The sequence below is a fragment of the Bacillus sp. ES1-5 genome, from assembly GCF_022487605.1.
Lineage (GTDB): Bacteria > Bacillota > Bacilli > Bacillales > Bacillaceae_G > Bacillus_A > Bacillus_A wiedmannii.
The window spans coordinates 1-26,301 of the sequence record NZ_JAKVPU010000017.1 but is presented as its reverse complement, the minus strand read 5'-3'; the positions used below and the strand labels follow the sequence as shown (position 1 = coordinate 26,301).

Sequence of the window (26,301 nt, the reverse complement as noted above, 5' to 3'; positions counted from 1 at the left end):
GGGCTATAGCCAAGCGGTAAGGCAACGGACTTTGACTCCGTCATGCGCTGGTTCGAATCCAGCTAGCCCAGCCATTTTTGCGGAAGTAGTTCAGTGGTAGAATACAACCTTGCCAAGGTTGGGGTCGCGGGTTCGAATCCCGTCTTCCGCTCCAATATAATTTAATATGGCGGCATAGCCAAGTGGTAAGGCAGAGGTCTGCAAAACCTTTACCACCGGTTCAAATCCGGTTGCCGCCTTTCTTTTGTGCCGATGTGGCGGAATTGGCAGACGCGCACGACTCAAAATCGTGTTCCTTCGGGAGTGTCGGTTCGACCCCGACCATCGGTATCACGAACGGCGTAACAAAAAAACTCTATACTAATTGTATAGAGTTTTTTTGTGTTTTCTTCGCGCGACAAAATAAGCATAAAAAGTGTGCGGTGAGTAAACGTAGAATATTATAATCGGAAGCTGAATGAAAATATTCTATACTGATTGCCAACTTCGAAATTTAAGACCCATACAATAAAATAAAACGTTTGCTTGAACGACTGAACGTTAAAAATCGATCCACCTTATTTACTTTTAAAAATTTTTCTCTATCAAAGCCCATACGATACAGTTCAGTTGGAGTAAATTGCGAAACACTAAAAGGATAAAAACGAATATTCATTTTTATCCTTTTAGTTCTATTTTATAGAGAATTTCTCCACCCCGGTGACATGAAGTTAAATCCGGCACCACCAGTAGATATTAGTACATTATCAACTGTTAATTTTGTAATTTCTAAAAACTTCTTTTCAAACTCTTCTCTGTTGTATTTGTACATAGTTGAGTGGCACGCCCACATTTGTGTTGAAGTACTCAACCAGTCTCGTAATTCCTTTAATTCAGGAAACGATTCAAATTGAATTGGTTCATCTAATTTCATGAATCTCACTTGATAGATAGTTGGGTTTAGCTTTTCTCCTATCCCTTTAAGACCATGTGCTTTTTTCTCATTTGAATGTGTCATAATTACTTCCCCTTATGTTTTCTTCAAATTTTTTCCTATTTTAATTATACAGCAATAGAAAGTAATTAAGGAAATATTATGGGAATCGGTGATGTAAAAAGACTCTAACAAAAATGTTAGAGTCTTTTTTGTTAAATTATGTTACCTGATTCTAAAATTCGTAATAAACGTAGGAATTCATGTATAATATAACTTGTCGAAAGAACAAAATGATAGTAATTTATATTATGTCTGTAATATGAATCAAAAATGAACTTTTTATATTTCTTTTAAAAATGTGTTGAATACACATTATATTTCATATTAATATTTTTATGTAGATTTAAAATGGGAAAGAGAGTGGAAAGTATGGGTCGTAAATGGAATAATATTAAAGAAAAAAAAGCATCAAAAGATGCAAATACAAGCCGTATATACGCGAAATTTGGACGTGAGATTTATGTGGCAGCAAAACAAGGCGAGCCAGATCCAGAATCAAACCAAGCGCTTAGAGTTGTATTAGAACGTGCGAAAACATACAACGTACCAAGAGCAATTATTGATCGTGCAGTTGAAAAGGCAAAAGGCGGTTCAGAAGAAAATTATGATGAGCTTCGTTATGAAGGATTCGGACCAAACGGATCTATGGTAATTGTAGATACACTTACAAATAACGTAAACCGTACTGCAGCAGATGTACGAGCTGCATTTAGCAAAAACAGTGGTAACATGGGTGTAAACGGTTCTGTAGCTTACATGTTTGATGCGACAGCTGTTATCGGTCTTGAAGGTAAAACATCAGATGAAGTTCTTGAAATTTTAATGGAAGCAGATGTTGATGCACGTGACATTCTAGAAGAAGAAGATTCTGTTATCGTGTATGCTGAACCTGATCAATTCCATTCCGTACAATCTGCACTTAAAGATGCTGGTGTTGAAGAATTCACAGTTGCAGAATTAACAATGCTTGCACAAAGTGATGTAGAACTTCCTGAAGATGCTCAAGTACAATTTGAAAAAATGGTTGATGCATTAGAAGATTTAGAAGATGTGCAACAAGTTTACCACAACGTAGACTTAGGAGAATAATACGATAGAAGCCCTGTCCGTTTAACGGATAGGGGCTTTTTTTATGAAGTTAATTAAGTTGATGAATTAGTAAAGGTATTTTGTTGTAGACAGGGAATATGCTTATAGGGATATATGAAATAATCATTATTTCTAGGAGGTTTAATATGGAACATAAAACACCAAAGCATATCGTTGCTGTAGCAGGCTATTTAACAAATGAAACAGGTGAAGTGTTATTGGCTAAAGTACATTGGCGAGCAGATACGTGGGAGTTGCCAGGTGGACAGGTGGAAGAAGGAGAAGCGCTTGATTAAGCAGTTTGTAGGGAAATGTTTGAGGAGACGGGTTTAACTGTGAAGCCGCTTGGAGTTACAGGTGTTTACTATAATGCTTCTATGCATATTTTATCTGTTGTTTTTAAAGTCGCATATGTGAGCGGTGAAATACAAATTCAGCCTGAAGAAATACAAGAGGCTAAATTTGTTGCTTTAAATGAAGAGAACATAGATGAGTACATAACGCGTCCTCATATGAAATCCAGAACGCTTGATGCGATGAGAGCAACACATTTTATTCCATACGAAACGTGGGAAGTGCAGCCGTATAATTTAATAGGTAGATTGTAAAGAAAAGAGTAGCTGGTTTGAGATACAATCAAATCACTACTCTTTTTTGTATACTGTTTAAGAAAAAGGTCAAAATAATAATAGTGCTAGTATTGATTTTGAGAACGTTTGTTCTGTATAATATATGATATATTGTATACATTTAGATTACTAGATACTTACAAATATATATATTTGTAGATGATATAATGAAAATAGGATGTTTTAATAGGGAAGTATAGGATTAAGGTATACTCTGTTATTGGTTTAGCATAATCTATATTCAATATTTCAGATGAATAGTAGATAAAAAAAGACTGTGATACAATACTTTTTTATACCTTACAATGATGTAAGGTACGTGTAAGAGAAATCGATGGGATGTTTTTTTACAACAAGGTATTCTTAAAGTAAGAGTTATACGCTGTGTGGAAAAGAGGTGTTCAAGATGAAAGAACGAGTATTATCTAGGGTGAACTATCATCAAAAAGTTGCATTAAATCCAATGACTAAATTCTTTTATAAAGCCATTATTTTATTATTATTGTTAAGTTGTACGTTATTATTCGTTGGAAATGTGATGATCGAGCAAAGTGATATTAGTAAATTACATGTACCGGCTAAGTTAGAGGTGCCAGAATCATTAACACATGCATTTATTGCGACAGAAGATAAAAGGTTTTATCATCATAACGGTTTAGATTATATAGCGATTGTCAGAGCGTCTGTTGAGAATATAAAAGCTGGTGGTGTTGTGCAAGGTGGAAGCACAATTACACAACAGTTATCCAAAAATGCTTTTTTAACGAATGAACGTACATTTTCTCGTAAGTGGAAAGAGATTTTCTATACGAAAAAGATTGAACGTACATTTACGAAGGATGAAATTTTAAAATTGTATGTAAGCAATATTTATTACGGAGAAGGAGCATGGGGAATTGAAAAAGCGGCAAACCTTTACTTCGGTAAAAAGGTGAGTCAATTAACGCTGGCTGAAAGTGCGATGATGGCTGCTGTAGTAAAAGCACCTGCTTATTACTCACCTGCACAAAATTATGATAAGGCCGTAGAGAGACGAAATGTCGTTTTGAGATTGATGGAGAAAGAAGGCTATATCAATCATGATGAGTATGTGCAAGCAGTTAGTGAGAAATTAGTAATTCGTCATGATATAAAAACAGAGCAATCGATGTTAAATAATGCACGTGAAAAAGCAGTAAGCTAAAGGAAGTTCCTACATAGGAGCTTCTTTTTTTGAATAAATTGTGACAAATTGTGACACAATATCGTCACAAATATTGTATTTTTGTAATTTATGTGAGCGTGTTCATTGCGTGACGTATATAAGTGTTGATATTATGTGTATTGTGTACAATGCTGTATACAGAATATGAATTTAAAGAGGAATGTATATGAAATCAAATAAACTCATGGCTCTTGGTATAGTTTTTTCTATCGCAGTGTTGATTGTAATTGGAACAATTGCGTATAGCATCATGAATGACAAAAAAGATAAAGGGAATGAGATGTTTGCTTATTCCACACAACAATCTTTAGGGAAAGATGATGCACCAGTTAAGGTAGTTGAATTTGGAGACTTCAAATGTCCTGCGTGTCGTACTTGGGATGTAACAGTATTACCACGATTAAAAGAAGAGTATATCGATAAAGGTAAAGTGCAGTTATACTTTATTAATTTCCCATTCATCGGAAAAGACTCTGATTTAGGCGCAGCAGCTGGTGAAGCAATTTATAAACAAGATAAAGATTCATTCTGGACTTTCTATGATGAGATTTATCAAAGTCAAAAGAAAGATACGGAAGAGTGGATTACAGAAGAATTACTTCTTAACATTGTGAAAGAGAAGCTTCCGAAAGTTGATGTAGAACAATTTAAGAAAGATTTACACAGTAAAGAAATGAAAGAAAAGGTACGTAAAGATTCAGATCGTGCTCAAAAATTAAAAGTTCAAGGTGCTCCTTCAGTATATGTCAACGGAAATCTTGCAAACCCTGATTTCGATAGTATGAAGAAGGCGATTGATAAAGAATTGAAAAAGTGATGAGCTACTCATCACTTTTTCGACTTTTTTCGATAAAATTCTTGCTTCCGTTTTTTTTACATGCTATACTACTTTACATAAGTTATTCTAATATCTTATGTTTATTTCATATTTGCGGGTGTAGTTTAGTGGTAAAACAAGAGCCTTCCAAGCTCTGGTCGAGAGTTCGATTCTCTTCACCCGCTCCAAATTTTATTAAATGTTTTTCTATAAATTGTGATCAACGCAGTGTTTCGTTTCTAAGATAAACGAGGCATTGCGTTTTTTAATGTTTGAAAAATATAATTGTATGCGAAAATAGAAGTAAAGAATAGTATTCCAAAAGTGAATTGCTAACCAATATAGTCGTTACATATGGGATGGTTTCATCTGAGGAGGCGATTAGGAATGGATTTTGAACAATTAAAGCAAGATGTAATTGCGTATAGTAAAACAATTGGTATAGATAAAATAGGCTTTGCTAGTGCTTCACCATTTGAGGAATTAAAGCAGCGCTTAATCCAGCAACAACAATTAAATTATCAATCGGGATTTGAAGAGTCTGATATAGAAAAGAGAACGAACCCACAGCTTCTACTACCTGGTGCAAAATCAATTATTGCGATTGCATTAGCGTATCCTTCAAAATTAAAAAATGCACCATTAAGTAAGCGCGGAGAACGCCGCGGTATTTTTTGTCGTGCCTCTTGGGGACAAGATTATCATCTTGTTTTACGAGATCGTTTGCAAAAATTAGAAACATATTTAATCGAAAAACTTCCCGATATAGAAGTTAAGTCAATGGTCGATACGGGTGAGTTAAGTGATCGAGCTGTTTCGGAGCGTGCCGGTATTGGATGGAGTGGTAAGAATTGCGCTATTATTACACCTGAATTTGGTTCATATGTATATTTAGGAGAAATAATTACAAACGTTCCATTCCCACCAGACCAGCCAATAGAAGATCAATGTGGAAGCTGTACGAAATGTATTGATATTTGTCCTACAGGTGCTTTAATACAAGGAGGACAGTTAGACTCGAAGAAATGTATTGCATTTTTAACACAGACGAAAGGGTTCCTACCGGAGGAATATCGCGAAAAAATAGGGAATCGTATTTATGGATGTGATACATGTCAGACTGTTTGTCCGAAAAATAAAGGAATGGATTTTCATAACCACCCTGAGATGGAACCAGATCCTGAGTTAGTTAAGCCGTTATTAACACCACTTTTAACAATTAGTAATCGTGATTTTAAAGAGAAATATGGAATTATGTCTGGTTCATGGAGAGGTAAAAAGCCGTTGCAAAGGAATGCAATTTTGGCACTTGCGCATTTTAAAGAGGCATCAGCAATTCCTGATTTAATTGGTGTTATGAAAGACGATCCAAGACCAGTACTTCGCGGAACAGCAGCATGGGCACTTGGGAAAATTGGTGGAGATGGTGTGGGCGAAGCCATTGAAAAAGCGATGCAACGTGAGAAAGATGAAGAGGTTCTTCATGAAATGAATCGTGGACTTGAATTGTTAGCGCAGAAAAAAGAGTAGATAATATTTCCCTTTTTCATATTGTAATATGGGAGGGAGACGAAATGGTTGTAAAAATAAATATTGAAAAGCAAGTACAACAATTTTTAGCATATATAACAGAAAAACGAACAAATGTAGATGGTATTGCTGAAGATTTATTACAAATAGCACAGAGAAAGAAAAAATTGTTTCAAAAGCGTAATGCAGATATAGTGAAAGCAACTGCGGACGTTTCTTTCATGAGACAATTAAATAATAGCAATCATCAAGAAATTGATTATCAAATACATTTTAAATATTTAATTAAGCATAAAGAATTATTTTATATCGAAGAGGAACAACTAAAACGAAGAGTTTGTTTAAATAATAGTCGGGTAATAGGTGATTATGCTATTGAAGTGCCAGAAGCAGTTGGAATGAGTGAGACGTTAGAAAGGGAAGTTACAAAAGAGAAGTACGGTTCTTATCAGTATAACCGTTTAGAGGCAGTTAAATATGCAGAGCGTTGGTGGGATGATCGAAACCCTGTATATCGTAATTTCCCTGATAATTGTACGAATTTTATTTCTCAATGTCTTCATACTGGAGAAGTACCAATGAATGGATATCCTAATATTCGTAAAGGGTGGTGGCAAAGGGAGAATCAGTGGAGTTGGAGCTGGGCTGTCGCACACTCTTTTTATTGGTATTTGTCAGGTGCTACAACAGGGCTTCGAGCAGAAGCAGTAGAAAGGCCAGAGGACCTTATTCTTGGTGATGTCATCGCTTATGATTTCGAGGATGATGGTAGGTGGAATCATACGACGATTGTAGTAGCCAAAGACGCAGATGGTATGCCACTTGTAAATGCACATTCAGCGAATAGCCGTCGGCGTTATTGGAACTATGAAGATTCTAGTAAATATACACCACAAATGAAATATAAATTCTTTCACATTATTAATGGGTAGAGATTTTTCGCTCAAGTGGTATAATACGTAGTAGACAAAAAACAGAGGTGAATATCGCGTGGGAGTACATGTTGTTTTATATCAACCAGAAATTCCAGCAAATACAGGGAATATTGCTCGTACTTGTGCAGCAACTGGAACAGAATTGCATTTGATTAGACCGCTTGGATTTTCAACGGATGATAAAATGTTAAAGCGTGCAGGATTAGATTATTGGCAGCACGTGAAAGTTACGTATTATGATTCAATTGAAGAATTTTATGAGAAAAATAAAGACGGTGAATTCTTCTATTTAACAAAGTATGGCGAGAAAGCTCATACAGCATTTGATTATAGCAAACGTGAGAAGGATTACTATTTTGTATTTGGAAGAGAAACAAACGGCTTACCAGCTAATGTAATCGAAGAAAATTTCGATCATTGTTTACGTATTCCAATGACTGATAAAGTGCGCTCATTAAATTTATCTAATACAGCAGCTATTTTAATTTATGAAGCATTCCGTCAACAAAATTATCCGGGATTAGATTTAGAAATTGTTTATTAAAAGTCGCCATATGGCGACTTTTTTTCTAAAAATAAAATAATATGTAATCATACATTTAAAAAAGGGTACATATTCATATAGAATGGGGTATATGAATAAAAATAGATTAGACGGGTTGAGATAAATATGAAGGAACAATATAATAATCAAAATACCTTTTTAAGTATGATAGATATGGATTTAATAAGAAGAGGACTATTACATGCTATTCAAGATTTAGTATTTATTGTGAAAGTTATTGATGATGAAACCTTTAAATATATTTATGTAAATAAGATAGGTATGGATTATGCGAAGCTAAGCGAAGAATGTTACGGAAAAACGTTTGCTGAAGTATTATCAGAAGATACTGCGGAAATATTGCAAGTGCAATATGCAAAAGTAGCGAGCGAAGCGAAAGCACATACCTTTTGTGATGTAGTTAGTTTACCAAAGGGTGAGTTACATTATGAATCTTCACTTAATCCTGTATTCGACGAAGAAGGAGTATGTCAGTTTATTATTTGTATTACGAGGGATATCACAGCTCAGATTGAGGAAAAGGCAGAGATAGAGGAAAAACAAATGTTGTTTAAGTCGTTATTAGAATATAATAATGACTCCATTATATCTATGGATTCTATAGGTAGAATTACATATGTAAATCCAGCAACGTATGAAATATTTGGATACCGATATGAAGAATTACATAATAAATTTATTTTTGAATTTATTAATAAAGAATATGAAAAAGATTTTCAAATTATATTTAAAGGAGCCCTGCAAGGAAGAGCAAAACAAATTGTTTCAAAAAAATATGTTCACAAGGAAGGGTACGAGCTCTATATTTCTTTGAGAACTATTCCGATTATTGTGAACGGCGAAATTGTTGGGGTATATATTGTTACGAGGGATGTTACAAGACAAATATTGAATGAAATGCGAACAGAATATTTAGCTTATTATGACCAATTAACAGGATTAATGAATAGAATTTCATGTACAAATAAGTTAAATGTTTTTTTAAATGATAATACAGAGTTTGCGCTGGTTTTTATAGATTTAGATGAATTTCACCTTATTAATGATACTTTTGGTCATAAAGAAGGAGATAAAGTATTACAAAAAGTTACAGAATGTTTAAGCAGTCTTCAAATAGACGGTATGCACTTGTTTAGAGAACACGATGATCAATTTGTTATGTTAATAGAAAATATAGCGAAAGAACATGTAGAGATAGTTGCAAAAGGCATACTAAAAAAGATTAGTGAACATTTTGTAATCGAAGAAGAGGACGTTTATTTAAGTGCATCAATCGGAATTGTAATGGCTCCAACAGATGGAGAGGATGAAAAAATATTATTCCAAAGAGTTGATGCTGCTTTGGAAAAAGCAAAAGAAAAAGGAAAAGGGCATTATCATTTTTATTGCAGTGGATTAGATTGTGAGCGTGAACAAAGATTTATAATAGAAAACCAATTGCATCGTGCTATAGAAAAAAATGAATTCTGCTTGTATTATCAGCCACAAATGAATATTGAAACGAAAAAAATAGTGAGTATGGAAGCTTTAATAAGGTGGGAGAATAAAGAATTGGGATTTGTCTCTCCCAATCAATTTATTCCGCTAGCAGAAAGAACAGGATTTATTATTAAGCTTGATGAATGGGTAGTAAATGAAGTGTGTCGGCAAATACGTGAATGGTTAAATAAAGGATATGAAGTTGTCCCGATTGCAGTTAATATTTCAGCCAGGCACTTTCGCTCGATTACATTAATAGAGATGATTACACGGGCTTTACATAAGTACAATGTACCAGCTCACCTATTAGCGATAGAGGTTACAGAAGGAGCCCTTATGCATAAAGACATATCGAAAAGGGTATTGCTACAATTAAAAGAACAAAATTTAAAGATTCATTTAGATGATTTTGGGACGGGATATTCATCTTTAAGTTATTTAAAAACGTATCCAATTGATACGTTGAAAATCGATCGTTCTTTTATGGAAGGTATACATGTGGATGAACGTGATACGAATATTACAGCTGCAATTATTCATTTAGCTCATACTTTGGAATTGAATGTAATTGCAGAAGGAGTAGAAAAAGCGGAACAAATACAATTTTTGAAGGAAAAGAATGTGAAATTTGTGCAAGGTTACTATTATAGCCGACCTTTATCAAAATATGATGTGGAAAATGTGTATTATAAATGATTGATAAAAAAAGTGATGTGCTAAGAAGCACATCACTTTTTATGTGTACCGGGTTTATCATTGTAACCAGATGTAAAAATAGCTGTAAGAAATGTGAGTGATACACCTAAAATTAATAATAATTTCATACTAATATCCTCCTATTTTTTCAGTTTATGAGTCTTAAATATGAATCAAAATGTATGTAAGGTTCTTGGAAGAAAAGAATTTATTTAAAATGAATAGAGGTGTAAAAACTTTAATACCTATATTATACAGAATTTTCTTTGAATTTTGGAGAGAATTTTATAGCACTACTGTATATTTCATTTTGATTTAAAGAATGTTTAAGGACATCCTAGCATACCTTTTATAATAATCCGATTGAACAAGGAGATGGGGGAGGAGCTATAATGGATATTCTAAAAAAGATTGAACAGCATCGAGCAGCAGAAGAACGGTTACAATGGGAAGGTACGTTTGCGGAGTATTTAGAGCTTGTAAAGGAAAGACCATGGGTGGCTCAAACAGCACACTCTCGCATTTACAATATGATAAAAGATGCTGGAATCGAAGAAGTAGATGGTAGAAGAAAGTATAACTTCTTTAGTAATCAGCTATTTGGATTAGAGGATGCTTTAGAACGTCTTGTGGAGGAATATTTTCATCCATCTGCAAAACGATTAGATGTTAGAAAACGTATTTTATTATTAATGGGTCCTGTTAGTGGAGGGAAATCAACATTAGTCACGATGTTGAAAAGAGGATTAGAAACATATTCACGAACAGATCGAGGAGCAATTTTTGCAATTAAAGGTTGCCCAATGCATGAAGATCCACTTCATTTAATTCCGCATCATTTACGGGATGATTTCTTTGGTGAGTATGGAGTTAGAATTGAAGGGAATTTATCGCCACTAAACGTAATGCGTCTAGAGCAAGAATATGGTTCAAGAATTGAGGATGTAGTTGTAGAGCGTATTTTCTTCTCGGAAGATCGCCGTACAGGGATTGGTACATTTAGCCCGTCTGATCCTAAATCACAAGATATCGCCGATTTAACAGGTAGTCTGGACTTTTCAACAATCGCAGAATATGGTTCAGAATCAGATCCACGAGCGTATCGCTTCGATGGAGAATTGAATAAGGCAAACCGTGGGATGATGGAATTCCAAGAGATGCTAAAATGCGACGAGAAGTTTTTATGGCATTTATTATCGCTTACGCAAGAAGGGAATTTCAAAGCGGGAAGATTTGCGCTTATTTCAGCAGATGAATTAATTGTAGCGCATACGAATGAAACGGAGTATCGTTCCTTCATAGCAAACAAGAAAAATGAAGCATTGCACTCGAGAATTATTGTAATGCCAGTTCCATACAATTTACGAGTGAGTGAAGAAGAACATATTTATGAAAAAATGATTCGTGAAAGTGATGTATCCAATGTTCATATTGCACCACACACACTTCGCGTTGCAGCAATGTTTACGATTTTAACTCGTTTAAAAGATCCGAAGCGTCCAGATATTGATTTAATCAAAAAGATGCGTTTATATGATGGAGAAACGGTAGAAGGTTATAATGCGATTGATGTAGAGGAGCTGCAACGTGAATATCAAGATGAAGGTATGAGAGGTATTGATCCTCGTTATGTTATTAATCGAATTTCCTCTACAATTATTCGAAAAGAGGTACCATCTATTAACGCATTAGATGTACTTAGATCGCTCAAAGACGGGTTGGATCAGCATCCGTCAATTAGTAATGAAGATCGAGAGCGTTATATGAATTTCATCTCATTAGCGAGAAAAGAATATGATGAAATTGCGAAGAAAGAAGTACAAAAAGCATTTGTGTATTCATATGAAGAGTCAGCGAAGACACTTATGGATAATTACTTAGATAACGTTGAAGCATATTGCAATAAATCGAAATTACGTGATCCATTAACAGGTGAAGAAATGAGTCCAGATGAAAAGCTAATGCGCTCAATTGAGGAGCAAATTGGAATTTCAGAAAATGCTAAGAAAGCATTCCGTGAAGAAATTTTAATTCGCATTTCTGCTTATGCGCGTAAAGGAAAACGCTTTGATTATAATTCACATGAGCGTCTTCGTGAAGCAATTCAGAAAAAACTATTCGCTGATTTAAAAGATATAGTGAAAATTACAACATCAACGAAAACGCCAGACGAAAATCAGCTTAAGAAAATCAATGATGTTGTTGCACGCTTAATTGATGAGCACGGCTATAATTCTTCATCTGCGAATGAATTATTACGCTATGTAGGTAGTCTGCTAAACCGATAGTTTGATAACAAAACGCTGTCTCTTGTATTTTGCGGGACAGCGTTTTATTATCCATTTATATGTGTAAAGTGTCATACCTTGTCCAAATGTAATAAATTAAGATGCAATTTCATGAATTTATTGTCAATTATTTTTACAATATGCATATGATAGAGTAACCAACCATTCATACGAAAAAAGCCAACACAATACAATATGTTGCAAAGTGTAAATGTGTGCAACTATGCATTGTGTTTCTTTCTTATCAACGGCTGAATATTTCTTTCTAGTATGTGAGTGGCAAAATTTTGTTTAGGATGCTCGGAGTATTATATGAAAAACGTTATATATGTTTATGGGATGAATTTCGATGGGCAGTTATCTTTCATTCTAGCTTGCACAGTATAAAACAAAATTTCTAGCTTACTGTTCATAGGGGAAGACAATTACAGTAAGGAGGGAAAGAAATGGGTGAAGAAAACCAACCAAATTATACGATTTCACAGGAAAACTGGTCCCTCCATCGCAAAGGATATGACGACCAACAACGCCATCAAGAAAAAGTACAAGAGGCAATTAAGAATAATTTACCCGATCTTGTAACAGAAGAAAGCATAGTTATGTCTAATGGTAAGGATGTTGTAAAAATACCGATTCGTTCTTTAGATGAATATAAGATTAGGTACAATTATGATAAAAACAAACACGTTGGGCAAGGAAATGGTGACAGCAAAGTTGGTGATGTCGTTGCGAGAGATGGATCAGGTGGTCAAAAGCAAAAAGGACCAGGAAAAGGGCAAGGAGCAGGGGATGCGGCTGGAGAAGATTATTATGAAGCTGAAGTCTCTATTCTAGAATTAGAGCAAGCGTTTTTCAAAGAGTTAGAGCTGCCTAATTTAAAGAGAAAAGAAATGGATGAAAACCGGATTGAACATGTTGAATTTAATGATATTAGAAAAACAGGATTATGGGGAAATATCGATAAGAAACGAACGATGATATCCGCATATAAACGAAATGCGATGCGTGGTAAAGCATCTTTTCATCCGATTCACCAAGAAGATTTAAAGTTCCGCACTTGGAATGAAGTATTAAAGCCAGATTCAAAAGCTGTTGTATTAGCGATGATGGATACGAGTGGATCGATGGGAATATGGGAGAAATATATGGCACGTAGCTTCTTTTTCTGGATGACAAGATTTCTACGAACGAAGTATGAAACGGTAGATATTGAGTTTATTGCCCATCATACGGAGGCGAAAGTCGTTACAGAGGAAGAGTTCTTTTCAAAAGGAGAAAGTGGCGGAACGATCTGTTCTTCTGTATACAAAAAAGCACTCGAGCTAATTGATAATAAATACTCACCAGACCGCTATAATATTTATCCATTCCATTTTTCAGACGGTGATAATTTAACATCAGATAATGCTAGATGTGTAAAGCTTGTCGAGGAGTTAATGAAGAAGTGTAATATGTTTGGATATGGGGAAGTGAACCAGTACAACCGCCATAGTACCCTCATGTCAGCCTATAAAAATATTAAAGATGAGAATTTTAGATATTATATTTTAAAGCAAAAAGCAGACGTATTCCATGCGATGAAGAGCTTTTTTAAAGAAGAATCCGGAGAAAAAATGGCATAACCCCCTTAAAAGGGGTTATTTTTTTGTTAACTTTTTATTTTTTTAGTTGACAATGATAATGAAAATCATTATCATTTATTCGAGAAATGATTACATTTCGAACTATATATTTCGGAGGAGATGTCAAGTTGAAAAAAATAAAAGAAAACATATAAATGCAATGGTTATAGCGGCGGCGTTATCACTTCCGTTTGCTGTGTATTCAACACCTGCTTTAGCAGCAGTGGCAATTGAGGCTAATAAAAAGGGCTATGCTTTAGAAGATGGTACATATGATGCTGTTATGAAAGCATATAAAGATAAAACGAATGAGGAGTCTATGGCAGCTGTTTATATAAAGGATCCTAAGTTAACGATTGAGAATGGAAAGAAAATTGTAACGGCAACGTTAAGTGATAGTGATTTCTTCAAATATTTGAAAACAGAAGATATTCATACTCCTGGTGTGTTTCATGATGTAAAAGTAATATCAGAAGATAAAAAGAAAAATGGAACGAAAGTGATTCAGTTTGAAGTAGGAGAATTAGGAAAAAGATATAATATGCAAATGCATATATTAATTCCAGCAATTAAATATGATCATAAATATCAACTACAGTTTGAAATCGATGCAAGTGCAATTGAACAGAAGCCTAAATTCTCAGATGTACCAGCTTGGGCACAAGAATCAGTTCAATATTTAGTAGATAAAGAAGCTGTGCACGGTAAGCCAGACGGTACATTTGCTCCGGCTGAAAATATCGATCGTGGCTCAGCTGCGAAAATATTAGCAACTGTTTTAGGTTTAGAAATTAAGAAAGATGCAAAGCCATCATTCCCTGATGCACAAAATCACTGGGCTACACCATACATCGCAGCAGTTGAAAAAGCAGGTATTGTAAAAGGTGATGAGAAGGGTAACTTTAATCCAAGCGGGTTAATTAACCGTGCATCAATGGCTTCTATGCTAGTAAATGCATATAAATTAGAAAGAAATGAAAATATGAAACTACCAAAAGAATTTGCTGACTTAAACAATCATTGGGGTGCGAAGTATGCCAATATTTTAATCCAAGAAAACATTTCAATTGGAACAGATAATGGCTGGGCTCCAGATAAAGCGGTAAGCCGCGCGGAAGCAGCGCAATTTATTGCGAAGACGGATAAGTTAAAGAAATAAGGTGGAACTGTAATCAGTGAGGGACAATCCTCACTGATTTTTATTTAGGAAGAAAAAACAAAATCCAAGTTGACACATATGAATTACGGAATTAAAATGAAAAGAAATCGAATAGAATAAAATACATTAGAAGCTAATCAGATAAACTGAAGGCGCACAATGTTCACTTTTGTGAATAGATTGTGTGCCTTTTTCTATTGTATAAACTAAGGGGGCTTAACAATGAAAAAGTGGGGTAAGACAGCGTTTATGAAAAGTACAGGTATTTTATTATCAGCAGTTGTGCTTTTATCAGGATGTGGTTCGGCAACATCCACTAATAATTCTGAAGGAAGTGGAGATAAAAAAACAGTTGAGCTTTTAAATGTTTCGTATGATCCAACTAGGGAATTATATCAAGACTTCAATAAAGAATTTGCGAAGTATTGGAAAGAGAAAAATGGGCAAACGGTAAATGTAAAACAATCACACGGAGGATCTGGAAGTCAGGCGCGTTCTGTTATTGATGGTTTAGAAGCAGATGTTGTTACGCTAGCACTTGCTTATGATATTGATGCGATTAGCAAGAAGAAACAGTTAGCAGAAGACTGGCAGAAGCGATTTGCGGATAATTCAACTCCGTACACATCAACAATTGTATTTCTAGTGCGAAAGGGCAACCCGAAAGGAATTAAAGACTGGGATGATTTAACGAAAAAAGGTGTGTCTGTCATTACGCCAAATCCGAAAACATCAGGCGGAGCACGTTGGAACTATTTAGCGGCGTGGGGATACGCACTGAAAAAATATAATAATAGTGAAGATAAGGCGAAAGAATTTGTTGGCCAAATTTATAAAAACGTGGAAGTACTTGATTCAGGAGCGCGTGGAGCAACGACAACATTTGTTGAAAAAGGAATTGGAGACGTATTAATCGCGTGGGAAAATGAAGCGTTGTTATCACAAAAGGAACTTGGAAAAGACAAATTTGAAATTGTAACACCGTCTATTAGTGTACTTGCAGAACCACCAGTAGCGGTTGTAGATAAAGTCGTTGATAAAAAAGGAACGAAAAAAGTAGCAGAAGGATATCTAGAATATTTGTACTCAGAAAAAGGGCAGGAAATTGCGGCGAAAAACTTTTATCGTCCTCGTAATGAAAAAGTAGCAGAAAAATACGCATCTAAATTTCCGAAGATTCAATTATTTACAGTAGATGAACTATTTGGTGGTTGGAAAAAGGCGCAGGAAAAACACTTTAATGACGGCGGCGTATTCGATAAAATGTATCAAAAATAATGGGCGCTGCTAAAGGGGGATGAGGTGAAAGAAGATGAGAAAGAAACGTGTTTTACCAGGGTTTGGATTATCTCTTGGGTTTACAATGCTGTATATGAGTTTATTCGTACTTATACCACTTTCTATCGTATTTATTCAAACTTCACAGTTAGGTTGGAAGAAGTTTGCTGGAGTTATAACGAACGAGCGTGTGTTACATTCCTATCAAGTGAGCTTGACAACTTCATTTGCAGCGGCCGTTGTAAATGCCATTTTCGGTTTATTAATCGCTTGGGTACTCGTTCGCTACACATTTCCAGGGAAACGACTATTAGATGGACTCATTGATTTACCGTTTGCTCTGCCTACAGCTGTAGCTGGTATTACACTTACCACTTTATATGCGGAAAATGGCTGGATTGGAAAAATATTAAGTGTGTTTCATATAAAAGTAGCATTCACACAACTTGGAATAATCGTTGCGCTTACTTTTATCGGTTTACCATTTGTCGTTCGAATGGTGCAACCGGTACTTCAAAATATTGATAAAGAAATAGAAGAAGCGGCCTCGAGTTTAGGGGCATCACGCTTTCAAATATTTGTGAAAATCATTTTACCAGAAATCTTTCCCGCTCTTCTGGCGGGTTTTTCACTCGCATTTGCACGGGCATTAGGAGAATACGGATCTGTCGTTTTCATCGCAGGGAATATGCCGATGAAAACAGAAATTGCACCACTGATGATTATGACAAAACTAGAACAATATGATTATGCGGGCGCAACAGCTGTAGCGACTGTAATGCTTATTGTTTCTCTCCTTTTCCTTCTTCTTATCAATATGATTCAAAGCTGGAGTAGAAGGCATGAACTGAAAAGCGAATAGGAGGGGAGAATATGGAACCAACATTACTAGAAAAGAAAATAGTAAAAAGTAAATCAACTAAAAAAGAATCTAAGTTTGTACCAATTGTATTTATTACGATTACAGTTTTATTTTTATCTCTCTTTCTATTACTGCCGCTCATCACGATTTTTCTAAAGGCTTTTGAACGAGGGGTTGATGTATACGTTGCAGCCGTAATAGATCAAGAAGCATTTTCGGCAATTCGGTTAACGCTTCTCGTTGCATGTATCGTCGTACCGCTTAATACGATATTCGGGATAGCGGCTGCATGGCTTATTACCAAATTTCAGTTTAAAGGAAAACAAATATTGCTTTCTCTTATTGAATTGCCATTTGCTGTGTCACCAGTTATCGCAGGACTAGTATTCGTTTTACTTTTCACACCGAGGGCTGCTCTTGGCGGATGGTTACTCGAGCATGGGATCAAACTCATTTTCTCTGTCCCAGGCATTATTATCGCAACGATTTTTGTAACATTTCCTTTCGTTGCACGTGAACTAATTCCGATTATGCAAGCGCAAGGGAAAAGTGAAGAAGAGGCAGCTCTATCACTTGGCGCAAGCGGCTGGAAAATGTTTTGGCGCGTTACACTTCCTAATATAAAATGGGGCCTTTTATACGGGATGATCCTATGTAATGCCCGTGCTATCGGTGAGTTCGGAGCAGTTTCTGTTGTATCAGGTCACGTACGCGGCGTTACGAATACGATGCCGCTTCACATTGAAATTTTGTACAATGAGTATCAATTTTCAGCAGCGTTCGCTGTGGCGACTTTAATGTCACTCATCGCTGTTCTTACGCTCGTTATAAAAAACTGGATTGAATGGAGAATGGAAAAACGACAATAGGGGTGATTATGGTGAGTATTCAAATTCAAAATGTATCAAAACAATATGGTACATTTCAGGCGCTAACAGACATTCATTTGGATATTCCAAAAGGCGAACTTGTCGCCTTATTAGGCCCGTCAGGTTCTGGGAAAACGACGTTATTACGAATTATTGCCGGATTAGAAGAAGCAGATGACGGATCTATATCATTTGATGGGGAAGACTTAACGAGCATTCATGTGAAAAATCGGCAAGTCGGCTTCGTCTTCCAGCATTATGCGCTCTTTAAACATATGAATGTATTTGAAAATGTCGCTTTCGGCTTAACGGTGAGAAAAAAAAGCTTAAGACCGTCAGCAGAAGTGATAGAAGAAAAAGTAACAGAACTATTGAAACTAGTAAAAATGGGTGGTTTCGCCAAACGTTATCCAGCGCAACTATCTGGCGGACAACGACAGCGTATCGCACTAGCACGGGCACTTGCAGTTGAACCGAAAATTTTATTACTTGATGAGCCGTTCGGTGCACTTGATGCAAAAGTGAGAAAAGAATTACGAAGATGGCTCCGGAAACTACATGACGAATTTCAAATTACGAGCGTATTCGTAACACATGATCAAGAAGAAGCACTAGACGTTGCGGACCGCATCGTTGTCATGAATGAAGGCCGCATTGAACAAATGGGAACACCGGAAGAAGTATATGAAAACCCAGCAAGCCCGTTCGTATATGACTTTTTAGGAAATGTAAATTTATTTCACGGCCGCGTCCATAAAGGTAAGCTGAATGTAGGATCGGTGGAACTAGAAGCACCAGAGCATAAGCACGTTTCAAACGTAGACGGAGTAGCTTACGTAAGGCCGCATCACTTATCCATCTCTCGTACGAAACAAAGCGTAGATGCAATCCCTGCAAAAGTATCATACTCTCACGCAGTTGGACCTGTCGTATATGTAGAATTAAAGCGAGACGGAACAGAGGAGTACTTAGAAGCAGAAATTAGTAAAGAACAGTTCAAACAGCTAAGCATTCAAGCGGGTGATGTTGTATACGTACAGCCGAAAGAAGTGAAGGTGTTCATTCCGGAGGATTTTGTTATTTAAGAGAGTTAAAATCAGCAATCTATTAATAAGAGGAAGCCTCCTAAAATATATTTTGGGAGGCTTCCTCCTTTATTTGTAGTGACAACCTTTTCTCATATGAAATATAACAAGGAGAGGGCTGTCGTGTTTTAGCAGTTATTAAGGAATATATTCTTATTACCTTCTATAAATAAAGGTATTACAGTTAAGGGAGGCACATTTATACCAGGAATATGAAGTTAAGTGTATTAGCTTCATTGAATGCTAGAACAAAATTGAAAGTGAAAATAAAAGGTTAGTTGAATAATGTTCATATTATGTCCCTAGCAAACAATAATAGATACAATTATTGTTAATCTTTAAATATATAATAAAAACAGTTATCTGTAATAACATTTGTAAAATTGTTGTTAAATTGTCGGATTTTGTGCACAAAATCTTCAAAACTTTAAAACTACATTTACTTCACTCTTTCATTTGTTTACATTATGATATGTAACATTATATATGTTAAAAATATTTCAGCGAGGTGAGTTTATGGAAGCAAAGAAATGGTATAGGTACTTAATCCAACTTATCGTAGTTGCATTAATCGTTACCTCCGTACCACTGAATGGATTGGCAGAAACGGCACCACCGTTTACACCATCTCCAAATTCAGAACAAAGTCCAGAAACAGAAAAGAAAGAGGAAAAGGAGTTACCAGCTCCACATCCAGATCAGTTAAAGAAGGATAAGGCTAAAGCTAAAGCACAGGCAAATCCGACTGAGATTGTAGAAGAAAGAACGGAAACAGAGAAAGTTTTCGATAATAATGATGGTACGTATACGAAAAAGGTATATACGGAACCGATTCATATTGAGAAAGATGGCAAGTTAGAGGAAGTTTCACCGAAATTAGTAGAAGCACCAAATGAAAAAATTGTAACGGAAAATACAAAATTAGAACCAGAATTTGAGAAAGCAACACAAGATGGAAAGTACGTTCAATTTAAAGTGAAAAATCATAACATTCAGTATAAAATAATAAGTGCAAATGGTGAGAAAGGTGAATTGAAGCCGTCACCAGTCACTGCAACACATGAAAAGAATACAGTATGGTATAAAGGGATTTTTCCAAATATTGATTTAAAGAGTACGACGTTTAACGAAAATGTAAAAGAAGATTTTGTATTACGTGAATATACAGGACATCACATTTTTACGTTTGCATTAGAAACAGATTTAACACCAACTATACAGGAAGATGGTTCTATCGACTTCCAAAATGAGAAAAAAGAAAAAGTCTTCACATTACCAAAACCGTATATGAATGATTCGAATGTGGATCAACAATCAGGTGAGGCTGTAACGTCAGATGCGGTTCGTTACAATATTGAGAAGACAGATGAAAAAACATATACATTAACTGTTACAGCTGATCCACAGTGGTTACAAGCACCGGAACGGAAATACCCGGTATATGTAGATCCTTCGGTGGAATTAGGTAACTTTGAAAATGCTTATGCTTCAAGCGCATATCCAACTGTAAACTATTCAGGAGGAAAGCTTTGGGACGCTGGTCAAAATGCTTATACATTAAAAGTCGGATATTATGATGGCGCATCTGGGACAAACTTTGCATTTATTAAACCAGACGTTTCGAATTTTAAAGGGGCAAACATTGAAAGTGCAACATTCAATGCACATACCATTTGGCATTATTATACGAATCAACCAAATGGTGTTTGGTTAGACGAAGTAACAGGTGCCTGGAATGTTGGCGGAGTGAACTGGAATAATAAACCGAACTCTGCAAATATTGCGCATGCCGATGTAACAAGAGGACAATGGGCAAAATTTAACGTAACAAATACAGTAAAAGCATGGGTAGAAGGCACAAAACAAAATAACGGCTTTAAGCTACATGCAAACGGAAATGGGCAAAACCATTGGAAGAAATTCATTGCAGCTGAAAACGGAGCAAATGCACCGTACTTAGAAGTAAAATATTCATATGCAAAACCGAATAAACCAAGAGTACAAACTTATTCAAATGGTAGTGGTAGTAGTTCCGGCCACTTCAATGTACAATGGGATGCAGTACCAGGAGCGAACGGCTATAAAGTAGCAATATTTAATGGACATGAATATGAAGAAATCGAAGTTGGGAATGTAACAAATTGGACAACAAAAGATAAAAAAATATTCCCAACGCCAGAAGAGATTGCACAAGGCCGTTATTGGGTGCATGATGATGGAAAAGGTGCAGAAGCACCAGTCAATCCCGGTCCAATTTATAAAAATGCATTTTTAGATAAAAGTCCGTATGGAGATTATAGTAGTGCACGTGGATATTGGGTTCGTATTATAGCCACCTACCCAACTGGTGAGGATAGTCCACTTTCTGATGAAGCAATTGTTTATATTCCATTGGAACAAGTGAAAAAGCCAGATGGCTCAGCGTATATCAATGCAACTGATCAAACAAATGGTTATGTAACATTGAAATGGGATGCAGTACCAGAAGCAGCAGGGTATAAGGTTTGGATTTATAACGGAAAAGATTACGAAGCGTTCGATGTAGGAAATAAAACAAATTGGACAACACAAAATGAGAAAATTTGGCCAACAAAAGATGAAATAGCGAAAGGCCAATATTTACTACATCATGATAAAAAAGGAACAGAATTAGCAGTAGATCCATCACCCGTGTATAAAAATTCTGGTGGAATTTATGCAGGTGCGAAAAACTATTGGTTCCGTGTAACGGCATATAGTAAAACTGGACATGCTGAAAGTGAAATTTCGCATGAGTTTGTACCAAGATTCTCCCAAGATTCTGGATTTATAGGGATGTTCGATTACTGGGCATCAATTCCTGTGTTAAATGGTAAAGTAAATGCTACAAATGGTAACTTTATCATGAGTGAGAAAGATATTACGTTATCAGGGCGCGGGCCGGATGTATCAGTAGAAAGAACGTACAATAGCCTAAGTAAAAAGGTAGGCTTATTTGGTACGGGTTGGTCGAGTGGATTAGAGGAAAGAATTTGGGCCGATGGAAATGGAAACTTACTTTTAATTTCTGCCGATGGTGCAAATATTACTTTTACTAGAACAGGAGATAATACGTATCAAGCTCCTACTGGTATATATTTAGAGATTAAGCAAGTATCAGGCGGATATGAAATAAAAGATAAAGACCAAACGGTTACTTTCTATAAATCTGGAGATGCACAAGGACGTATTGAGTATACAAAAGATAAATACGGAAATACGACAACGTATGAGTATGACAATGAATCGCGTTTATCAAAAGTGAAAAACGCTTCTGGCAAAGAGTTAGTCGTACAATATGATGGGAATAATAAAAAAGCCGCAAGAGTAATCGGTCCAGATAACAAGACGCTTACATTTAAGTACGATGGAGATTTATTAGTTTCTTCTACAACACCAGAAGGAAAAGTATATAAATACGGGTATGATAATGGATTGTTAACGTCTATTTATGACCCACAACATACAGATGCAAAACCATATAAAACATCGTATGCATACGAGAATAATAGATTAGTAAAAGTAACGGACCCATTAGGGAAAGTTACGACATTAGCATATAATACAAATGCGAAAGAAGTTACGTTAACGAATCCTAAAGGTCGTAAAACTGTTTATACGTATAACGATGCTGGAAATCCAGTGAAAACAGTTGAAGATGTGGGACGTCTGAATTTAACGACATCGTATGAATATAATGCAAACAATCTAGTAAAAACAACCACTCCTAAAAATCAAACAGAAACAGCGACCTATGATGGTAATGGGAATGTAACTTCTGTTACTGATGAAATGGGAACAGAGAAATTTGAGTACAATAAAGATAATGGAATTATAAAATCGACAGATAATGAAGATCGTAAAACAACTGTTGCTTATAAAGGAGCAAATACAGAAGTATCTCAAACAGACCAAGGAGCAAATACATCTTCTGTTATTCACCATGATCAATACGGTAATCCGATTGAAACAAGTAAAGAATTAAGTGCCGGAGGAAACTTAATTCAAAATCCGAGTTTTGAAATGAATGGTACGGAAAAATGGGTGAAAGTGGATACGAATAATAGCGGATCTATCTCAAAAGATGCAACACCAGCACCAGGTGGTCTGGGCGGGGAATCATCACTCAAAATTACAACGCAAGCAACGAATAATGATTGGGGCTATATTGCCGCAATTCAAGAAGTAACGTTAGAACCAAATACAACGTATACATTAAGTGGTATGGTGAAAACGGATTTAGTCAATGGTGCTGCTTTCTTCAATATACAGTCATTAAATGAAAACGGTGCTGGTATAGATGGTGGTTGGTATGATACTCGTCATAATAAAATTCAAGGAACGAGTGATTGGGTAAATCGTCAAGTTACCTTTAAAACAACAGAGCAAACGAGAAAAGTAAAAATCTATTTACAAGTAGAAAATGGCGGTTCTGCCACGAGCGGTTCGGCATGGTTTGATAAAATACAATTGGAAAAAGGAGAAGTTTCTTCAAGTTTTAATCCAGTTCTAAATAGTAGTTTTGAAGAAAACTTGCCAGATGGATTTGTGCCACAGTGGGTAAGAAGTTGTTCTCAACATTGTGAACGTAACGATGTATCTGATGATAGTTTCACAGGCCACTCGTCTATTGTAATGGAGAGAAGTGAATATGGCCCAAATGATATTGGATACCGTAATCGTGTCATTTTAAACCAGAAAAAGGCAGAAACAGTAACACTTACTGCGATGTCTAAATCTGAAAATGTAGTCAATGACGCACCAGATAAACTTTCCAAAGATTATGCAGTTTTAGCTGAAACCTACTATCAAGATGGAACTGTAGTAAATTATTATACGAGTTTCCCAAGTGGGACAAATGATTGGAACCGTAGTGCAGCTGTTATTCCAGCAACGAAACCAATCCAAAAGATTGAAATATTCCTTCTCTTTAGAAAGAATAACAAAGGAAAAGTATGGTTTGATGATGTTCGTTTACTAGAAGGAAACGCTCTTATTAAAAACGAGTACGACAACGACGGAAATGTTATTGCGATGTATGATGAAGATGGACAGAAGAATACATTCACATACGATGCATCAGGAAATAAAAAGAGCGAAACAGATGAAAAAGGAAATACAAAACTATATGATTATAACAAAGATAATCTATTAATGAAGGTTACTTTGAAAAATGGTACCTCTGTAAATTATCGTTATGATCATAATGGAAATACAACAGAGAAATCTGTCATGTTTGGTGGGAAAACACAAACACACAAATATGAATATGATGTAGATAATAAAAATACAGTGTATATCGATGCGTTAAATCGTCGTATTGAACATACGTACGATGAAAATGCAAACAAAATTAAAACAAAAATGCCAAATGGTTCTATTTTAGAATCTGTATATGATACAGCAGATCGTGTCGTTGGTGAAAAGCGCAACGGAAAAGATTCATTTACATTTGAACGTGATCAAAATGGACAAGTTACGAAAGTAAAAGACCATGTCAATGGTGTAGAACGTACAAAAACATACGATAAGGCTGACCGTGTCACGAGTGCGACGGATAGCCGAGGCGGAAAAGTTGACTGGACATATCACGACAAAGCAAACAGTAAGACAGAGAAATTAAAAGAACAAACAGTAACACAAGGCGGATACACAAATAAAGTATCGTATGACTACAACACGTTAGATCAAAACATACGTGTGACAGACGGTTCGCAAACGTATCGATTTGATTATGATGATCAAGGAAATGTTCGTACGTATACAGCTGGTAATGGTTCAGGTTCTACCTTCAACTATGACCAGGCGAACAAAATTAAAGATTTAGTAGTAGGTACATCGAACAGTATTCTCCTATCTGAACGATATGAATATGACCAAGCGGGTAACCGTACGAAGATCAAGCATGAAGGTGCGGGCGGAAAAGTAACAGAAACAAACTTTGTATATGACCCGATTAACCAATTATTAAATGAAGCACTACCAAATGGAACAAGTAAATCTTACACATACGATGGATTTGGAAATCGTACAAGTGTGAAAGTTGTAGAGAATGGAAAAGAAACAAAGTCTATAGCGGCAACATTCAATGAAGGAAATCAGCTTGTAAAATTCGGAAACGTATCGTTAACGTATGATGCGAATGGAAATCGTACATCAGATGGAAAGTACAAGTATACATGGAATGAAGATGACCAAATTGTAGCCATCACAAAACAAGGTGAGAGCAATGCATTCGCAACGTATAAATACGATGAAAATAATCGTCGTATTGAAAAGAGTGTAAATGGTCAAGTAACACGATATTTCTATGATGGAGATAGCATTAACCCGCTATATGAGACGGATGTTAGTGGAACTGTACTTCGTCAATATGTATACTCTGTAGACGGCTTACGTTTGGCTATGAAATCGAATGGACAAACGTTATACTATCACTATAACCCACGTGGTGATGTAGTTGCGATGACAAACCAAAATAGAGAAGTTGTAGCAACGTATGAATACGATGCATGGGGTAATGTATTAAAGAGTGACGCAAAAGGTATCGCAGCAGACAATCCATTTGGATATGCGGGATACATGTATGATAAAGAAATTGGTATGTATTACTTGATTGCGAGGTACTATAATCCGGAGCATGGGGTGTTCTTATCGGCGGATCCTGATCCAGGTGATGAAGATGATCCGGTTACAATGAATGGGTATACGTATGCAGATAATAATCCAGTGATGATGACGGATCCTGATGGGCATGTAGCTTGGTGGATAACTGGTGCATTAGGTGGGGCTGCTTGGGAAGTAGGAAAGTATCTGTATAAAAATAGAAATAAAGGTTATACGTGGAAGGGTGGACTTAAAGCAGCGGGATATGGAGCAGCTAAAGGTGTATTATTTGGTGGGATAGGACGAACATTTGGATATCTTTCTCACTTAAATGTTGGAAAAAGAGTGGTTCAAAAAGGATATAAGCCAGTAGTTAGACAATTAAAATCCAATTACGAGCGTTTTAAGAAGAATCCTATAAAACAGATTAAAAGGAACCCAGGTGCTAGACTTGACGGAATGAAAAGGGCGAAAAAACAAAGGAAAAAAGCATTTAAAAATTCAACGACAGCGAAACTTATGAAGATTTCGAATGCAGTGAGAAGACGTTAATGAAGGGAGACTAAAAGTGCTTATAGAAATTTCAGAATTTGC

16 protein-coding genes, 4 tRNA genes and 1 pseudogene are annotated in these 26,301 nt (G+C 35.9%); 20 read left to right on the top strand and 1 reads right to left on the bottom strand.

Features of this window, described 5'->3' with window-relative positions:
• Window positions 1–79 precede the first annotated feature (79 nt).
• The 3 genes from MKO96_RS28670 to MKO96_RS28660 all read left to right on the top strand — a co-directional run bounded on the left by MKO96_RS28670 (window position 80) and on the right by MKO96_RS28660 (window position 330).
• Window positions 80–154, top strand: a tRNA-Gly gene (locus MKO96_RS28670).
• 14 nt (window positions 155–168) lie between these two features.
• Window positions 169–239: transfer RNA gene (locus MKO96_RS28665), tRNA-Cys, on the top strand.
• Between the two features lie 9 nt (window positions 240–248).
• A tRNA-Leu gene (locus MKO96_RS28660) sits at window positions 249–330 on the top strand.
• A 346-nt stretch (window positions 331–676) separates the two neighbouring features.
• Here the strand turns inward: MKO96_RS28660 and MKO96_RS28655 are convergent.
• Window positions 677–997, bottom strand: a complete 321-nt coding sequence (locus MKO96_RS28655) for a DUF3884 family protein (protein WP_240588902.1) — start codon at window positions 995–997, stop codon at window positions 677–679.
• 348 nt (window positions 998–1,345) lie between these two features.
• On the opposite strand from MKO96_RS28655, the gene MKO96_RS28650 reads away from it, so the two are divergent.
• From MKO96_RS28650 to MKO96_RS28570, 17 genes and pseudogenes are all read left to right on the top strand, one after another.
• Window positions 1,346–2,065: a YebC/PmpR family DNA-binding transcriptional regulator gene (locus tag MKO96_RS28650; RefSeq protein ID WP_240588901.1), complete on the top strand. Its 720-nt coding sequence runs from the start codon at window positions 1,346–1,348 to the stop codon at window positions 2,063–2,065.
• A 146-nt stretch (window positions 2,066–2,211) separates the two neighbouring features.
• Window positions 2,212–2,673 (top strand): annotated as a pseudogene (locus MKO96_RS28645) (NUDIX hydrolase).
• Between the two features lie 427 nt (window positions 2,674–3,100).
• Window positions 3,101–3,877 (top strand): transglycosylase domain-containing protein, encoded by a 777-nt coding sequence (locus tag MKO96_RS28640; protein ID WP_000664703.1) that lies wholly within the window; start codon window positions 3,101–3,103, stop codon window positions 3,875–3,877.
• 187 nt (window positions 3,878–4,064) lie between these two features.
• A complete protein-coding gene (locus MKO96_RS28635; RefSeq protein WP_240588900.1) occupies window positions 4,065–4,715 on the top strand; it encodes a DsbA family protein in 651 nt (216 codons plus the stop codon).
• Between the two features lie 114 nt (window positions 4,716–4,829).
• Window positions 4,830–4,903: transfer RNA gene (locus MKO96_RS28630), tRNA-Gly, on the top strand.
• Window positions 4,904–5,102: 199 nt separating this feature from the next.
• Window positions 5,103–6,245: a tRNA epoxyqueuosine(34) reductase QueG gene (gene queG, locus MKO96_RS28625; RefSeq protein ID WP_240588899.1), complete on the top strand. Its 1,143-nt coding sequence runs from the start codon at window positions 5,103–5,105 to the stop codon at window positions 6,243–6,245.
• A gap of 44 nt (window positions 6,246–6,289) precedes the next feature.
• Entirely contained in the window at window positions 6,290–7,177 is an 888-nt protein-coding gene (locus MKO96_RS28620) for an amidase domain-containing protein (RefSeq protein WP_240588898.1), read from the top strand.
• A 58-nt stretch (window positions 7,178–7,235) separates the two neighbouring features.
• Window positions 7,236–7,724 carry a tRNA (uridine(34)/cytosine(34)/5-carboxymethylaminomethyluridine(34)-2'-O)-methyltransferase TrmL gene (gene trmL, locus MKO96_RS28615; RefSeq protein WP_000538149.1) on the top strand — a complete coding sequence of 163 codons (489 nt, stop codon included), beginning with the start codon at window positions 7,236–7,238 and terminating at the stop codon, window positions 7,722–7,724.
• 126 nt (window positions 7,725–7,850) lie between these two features.
• Window positions 7,851–9,920, top strand: coding sequence for a sensor domain-containing protein (locus MKO96_RS28610; RefSeq protein WP_240588897.1), 2,070 nt, complete (start codon window positions 7,851–7,853; stop codon window positions 9,918–9,920).
• 392 nt (window positions 9,921–10,312) lie between these two features.
• A complete protein-coding gene (locus MKO96_RS28605; RefSeq protein ID WP_000353275.1) occupies window positions 10,313–12,208 on the top strand; it encodes a PrkA family serine protein kinase in 1,896 nt (631 codons plus the stop codon).
• A 446-nt stretch (window positions 12,209–12,654) separates the two neighbouring features.
• The gene (gene yhbH / locus MKO96_RS28600) at window positions 12,655–13,830 is read left to right on the top strand and encodes a sporulation protein YhbH (protein WP_240588896.1); all 1,176 of its coding nucleotides are present in this window, start codon (window positions 12,655–12,657) and stop codon (window positions 13,828–13,830) included.
• 160 nt (window positions 13,831–13,990) lie between these two features.
• A complete protein-coding gene (locus MKO96_RS28595; RefSeq protein WP_240589300.1) occupies window positions 13,991–14,989 on the top strand; it encodes an S-layer homology domain-containing protein in 999 nt (332 codons plus the stop codon).
• 222 nt (window positions 14,990–15,211) lie between these two features.
• Window positions 15,212–16,267 (top strand): sulfate ABC transporter substrate-binding protein, encoded by a 1,056-nt coding sequence (locus MKO96_RS28590; RefSeq protein ID WP_240587283.1) that lies wholly within the window; start codon window positions 15,212–15,214, stop codon window positions 16,265–16,267.
• A gap of 34 nt (window positions 16,268–16,301) precedes the next feature.
• Window positions 16,302–17,129 (top strand): sulfate ABC transporter permease subunit CysT, encoded by an 828-nt coding sequence (cysT, locus tag MKO96_RS28585; RefSeq protein WP_240587282.1) that lies wholly within the window; start codon window positions 16,302–16,304, stop codon window positions 17,127–17,129.
• An 11-nt stretch (window positions 17,130–17,140) separates the two neighbouring features.
• Window positions 17,141–17,998: a sulfate ABC transporter permease subunit CysW gene (gene cysW, locus MKO96_RS28580; RefSeq protein ID WP_240587281.1), complete on the top strand. Its 858-nt coding sequence runs from the start codon at window positions 17,141–17,143 to the stop codon at window positions 17,996–17,998.
• An 11-nt stretch (window positions 17,999–18,009) separates the two neighbouring features.
• Window positions 18,010–19,083: a sulfate/molybdate ABC transporter ATP-binding protein gene (locus MKO96_RS28575; protein ID WP_240587280.1), complete on the top strand. Its 1,074-nt coding sequence runs from the start codon at window positions 18,010–18,012 to the stop codon at window positions 19,081–19,083.
• 516 nt (window positions 19,084–19,599) lie between these two features.
• Window positions 19,600–26,259, top strand: a complete 6,660-nt coding sequence (locus MKO96_RS28570) for a DNRLRE domain-containing protein (RefSeq protein ID WP_240587279.1) — start codon at window positions 19,600–19,602, stop codon at window positions 26,257–26,259.
• Window positions 26,260–26,301 lie beyond the last annotated feature (42 nt).

Coding starts and splice junctions, on each gene's coding strand:
- cysT (WP_240587282.1), top strand. CDS start 16,302: ATGAGAAAGAAACGTGTTTTACCAGGGTTTGGATTATCTCTTGGGTTT.
- queG (WP_240588899.1), top strand. CDS start 5,103: ATGGATTTTGAACAATTAAAGCAAGATGTAATTGCGTATAGTAAAACA.
- MKO96_RS28570 (WP_240587279.1), top strand. CDS start 19,600: ATGGAAGCAAAGAAATGGTATAGGTACTTAATCCAACTTATCGTAGTT.
- MKO96_RS28610 (WP_240588897.1), top strand. CDS start 7,851: ATGAAGGAACAATATAATAATCAAAATACCTTTTTAAGTATGATAGAT.
- MKO96_RS28640 (WP_000664703.1), top strand. CDS start 3,101: ATGAAAGAACGAGTATTATCTAGGGTGAACTATCATCAAAAAGTTGCA.
- MKO96_RS28590 (WP_240587283.1), top strand. CDS start 15,212: ATGAAAAAGTGGGGTAAGACAGCGTTTATGAAAAGTACAGGTATTTTA.
- MKO96_RS28635 (WP_240588900.1), top strand. CDS start 4,065: ATGAAATCAAATAAACTCATGGCTCTTGGTATAGTTTTTTCTATCGCA.
- MKO96_RS28595 (WP_240589300.1), top strand. CDS start 13,991: ATGGTTATAGCGGCGGCGTTATCACTTCCGTTTGCTGTGTATTCAACA.
- MKO96_RS28620 (WP_240588898.1), top strand. CDS start 6,290: ATGGTTGTAAAAATAAATATTGAAAAGCAAGTACAACAATTTTTAGCA.
- MKO96_RS28605 (WP_000353275.1), top strand. CDS start 10,313: ATGGATATTCTAAAAAAGATTGAACAGCATCGAGCAGCAGAAGAACGG.
- cysW (WP_240587281.1), top strand. CDS start 17,141: ATGGAACCAACATTACTAGAAAAGAAAATAGTAAAAAGTAAATCAACT.
- yhbH (WP_240588896.1), top strand. CDS start 12,655: ATGGGTGAAGAAAACCAACCAAATTATACGATTTCACAGGAAAACTGG.
- MKO96_RS28655 (WP_240588902.1), bottom strand. CDS start 997: ATGACACATTCAAATGAGAAAAAAGCACATGGTCTTAAAGGGATAGGA.
- MKO96_RS28650 (WP_240588901.1), top strand. CDS start 1,346: ATGGGTCGTAAATGGAATAATATTAAAGAAAAAAAAGCATCAAAAGAT.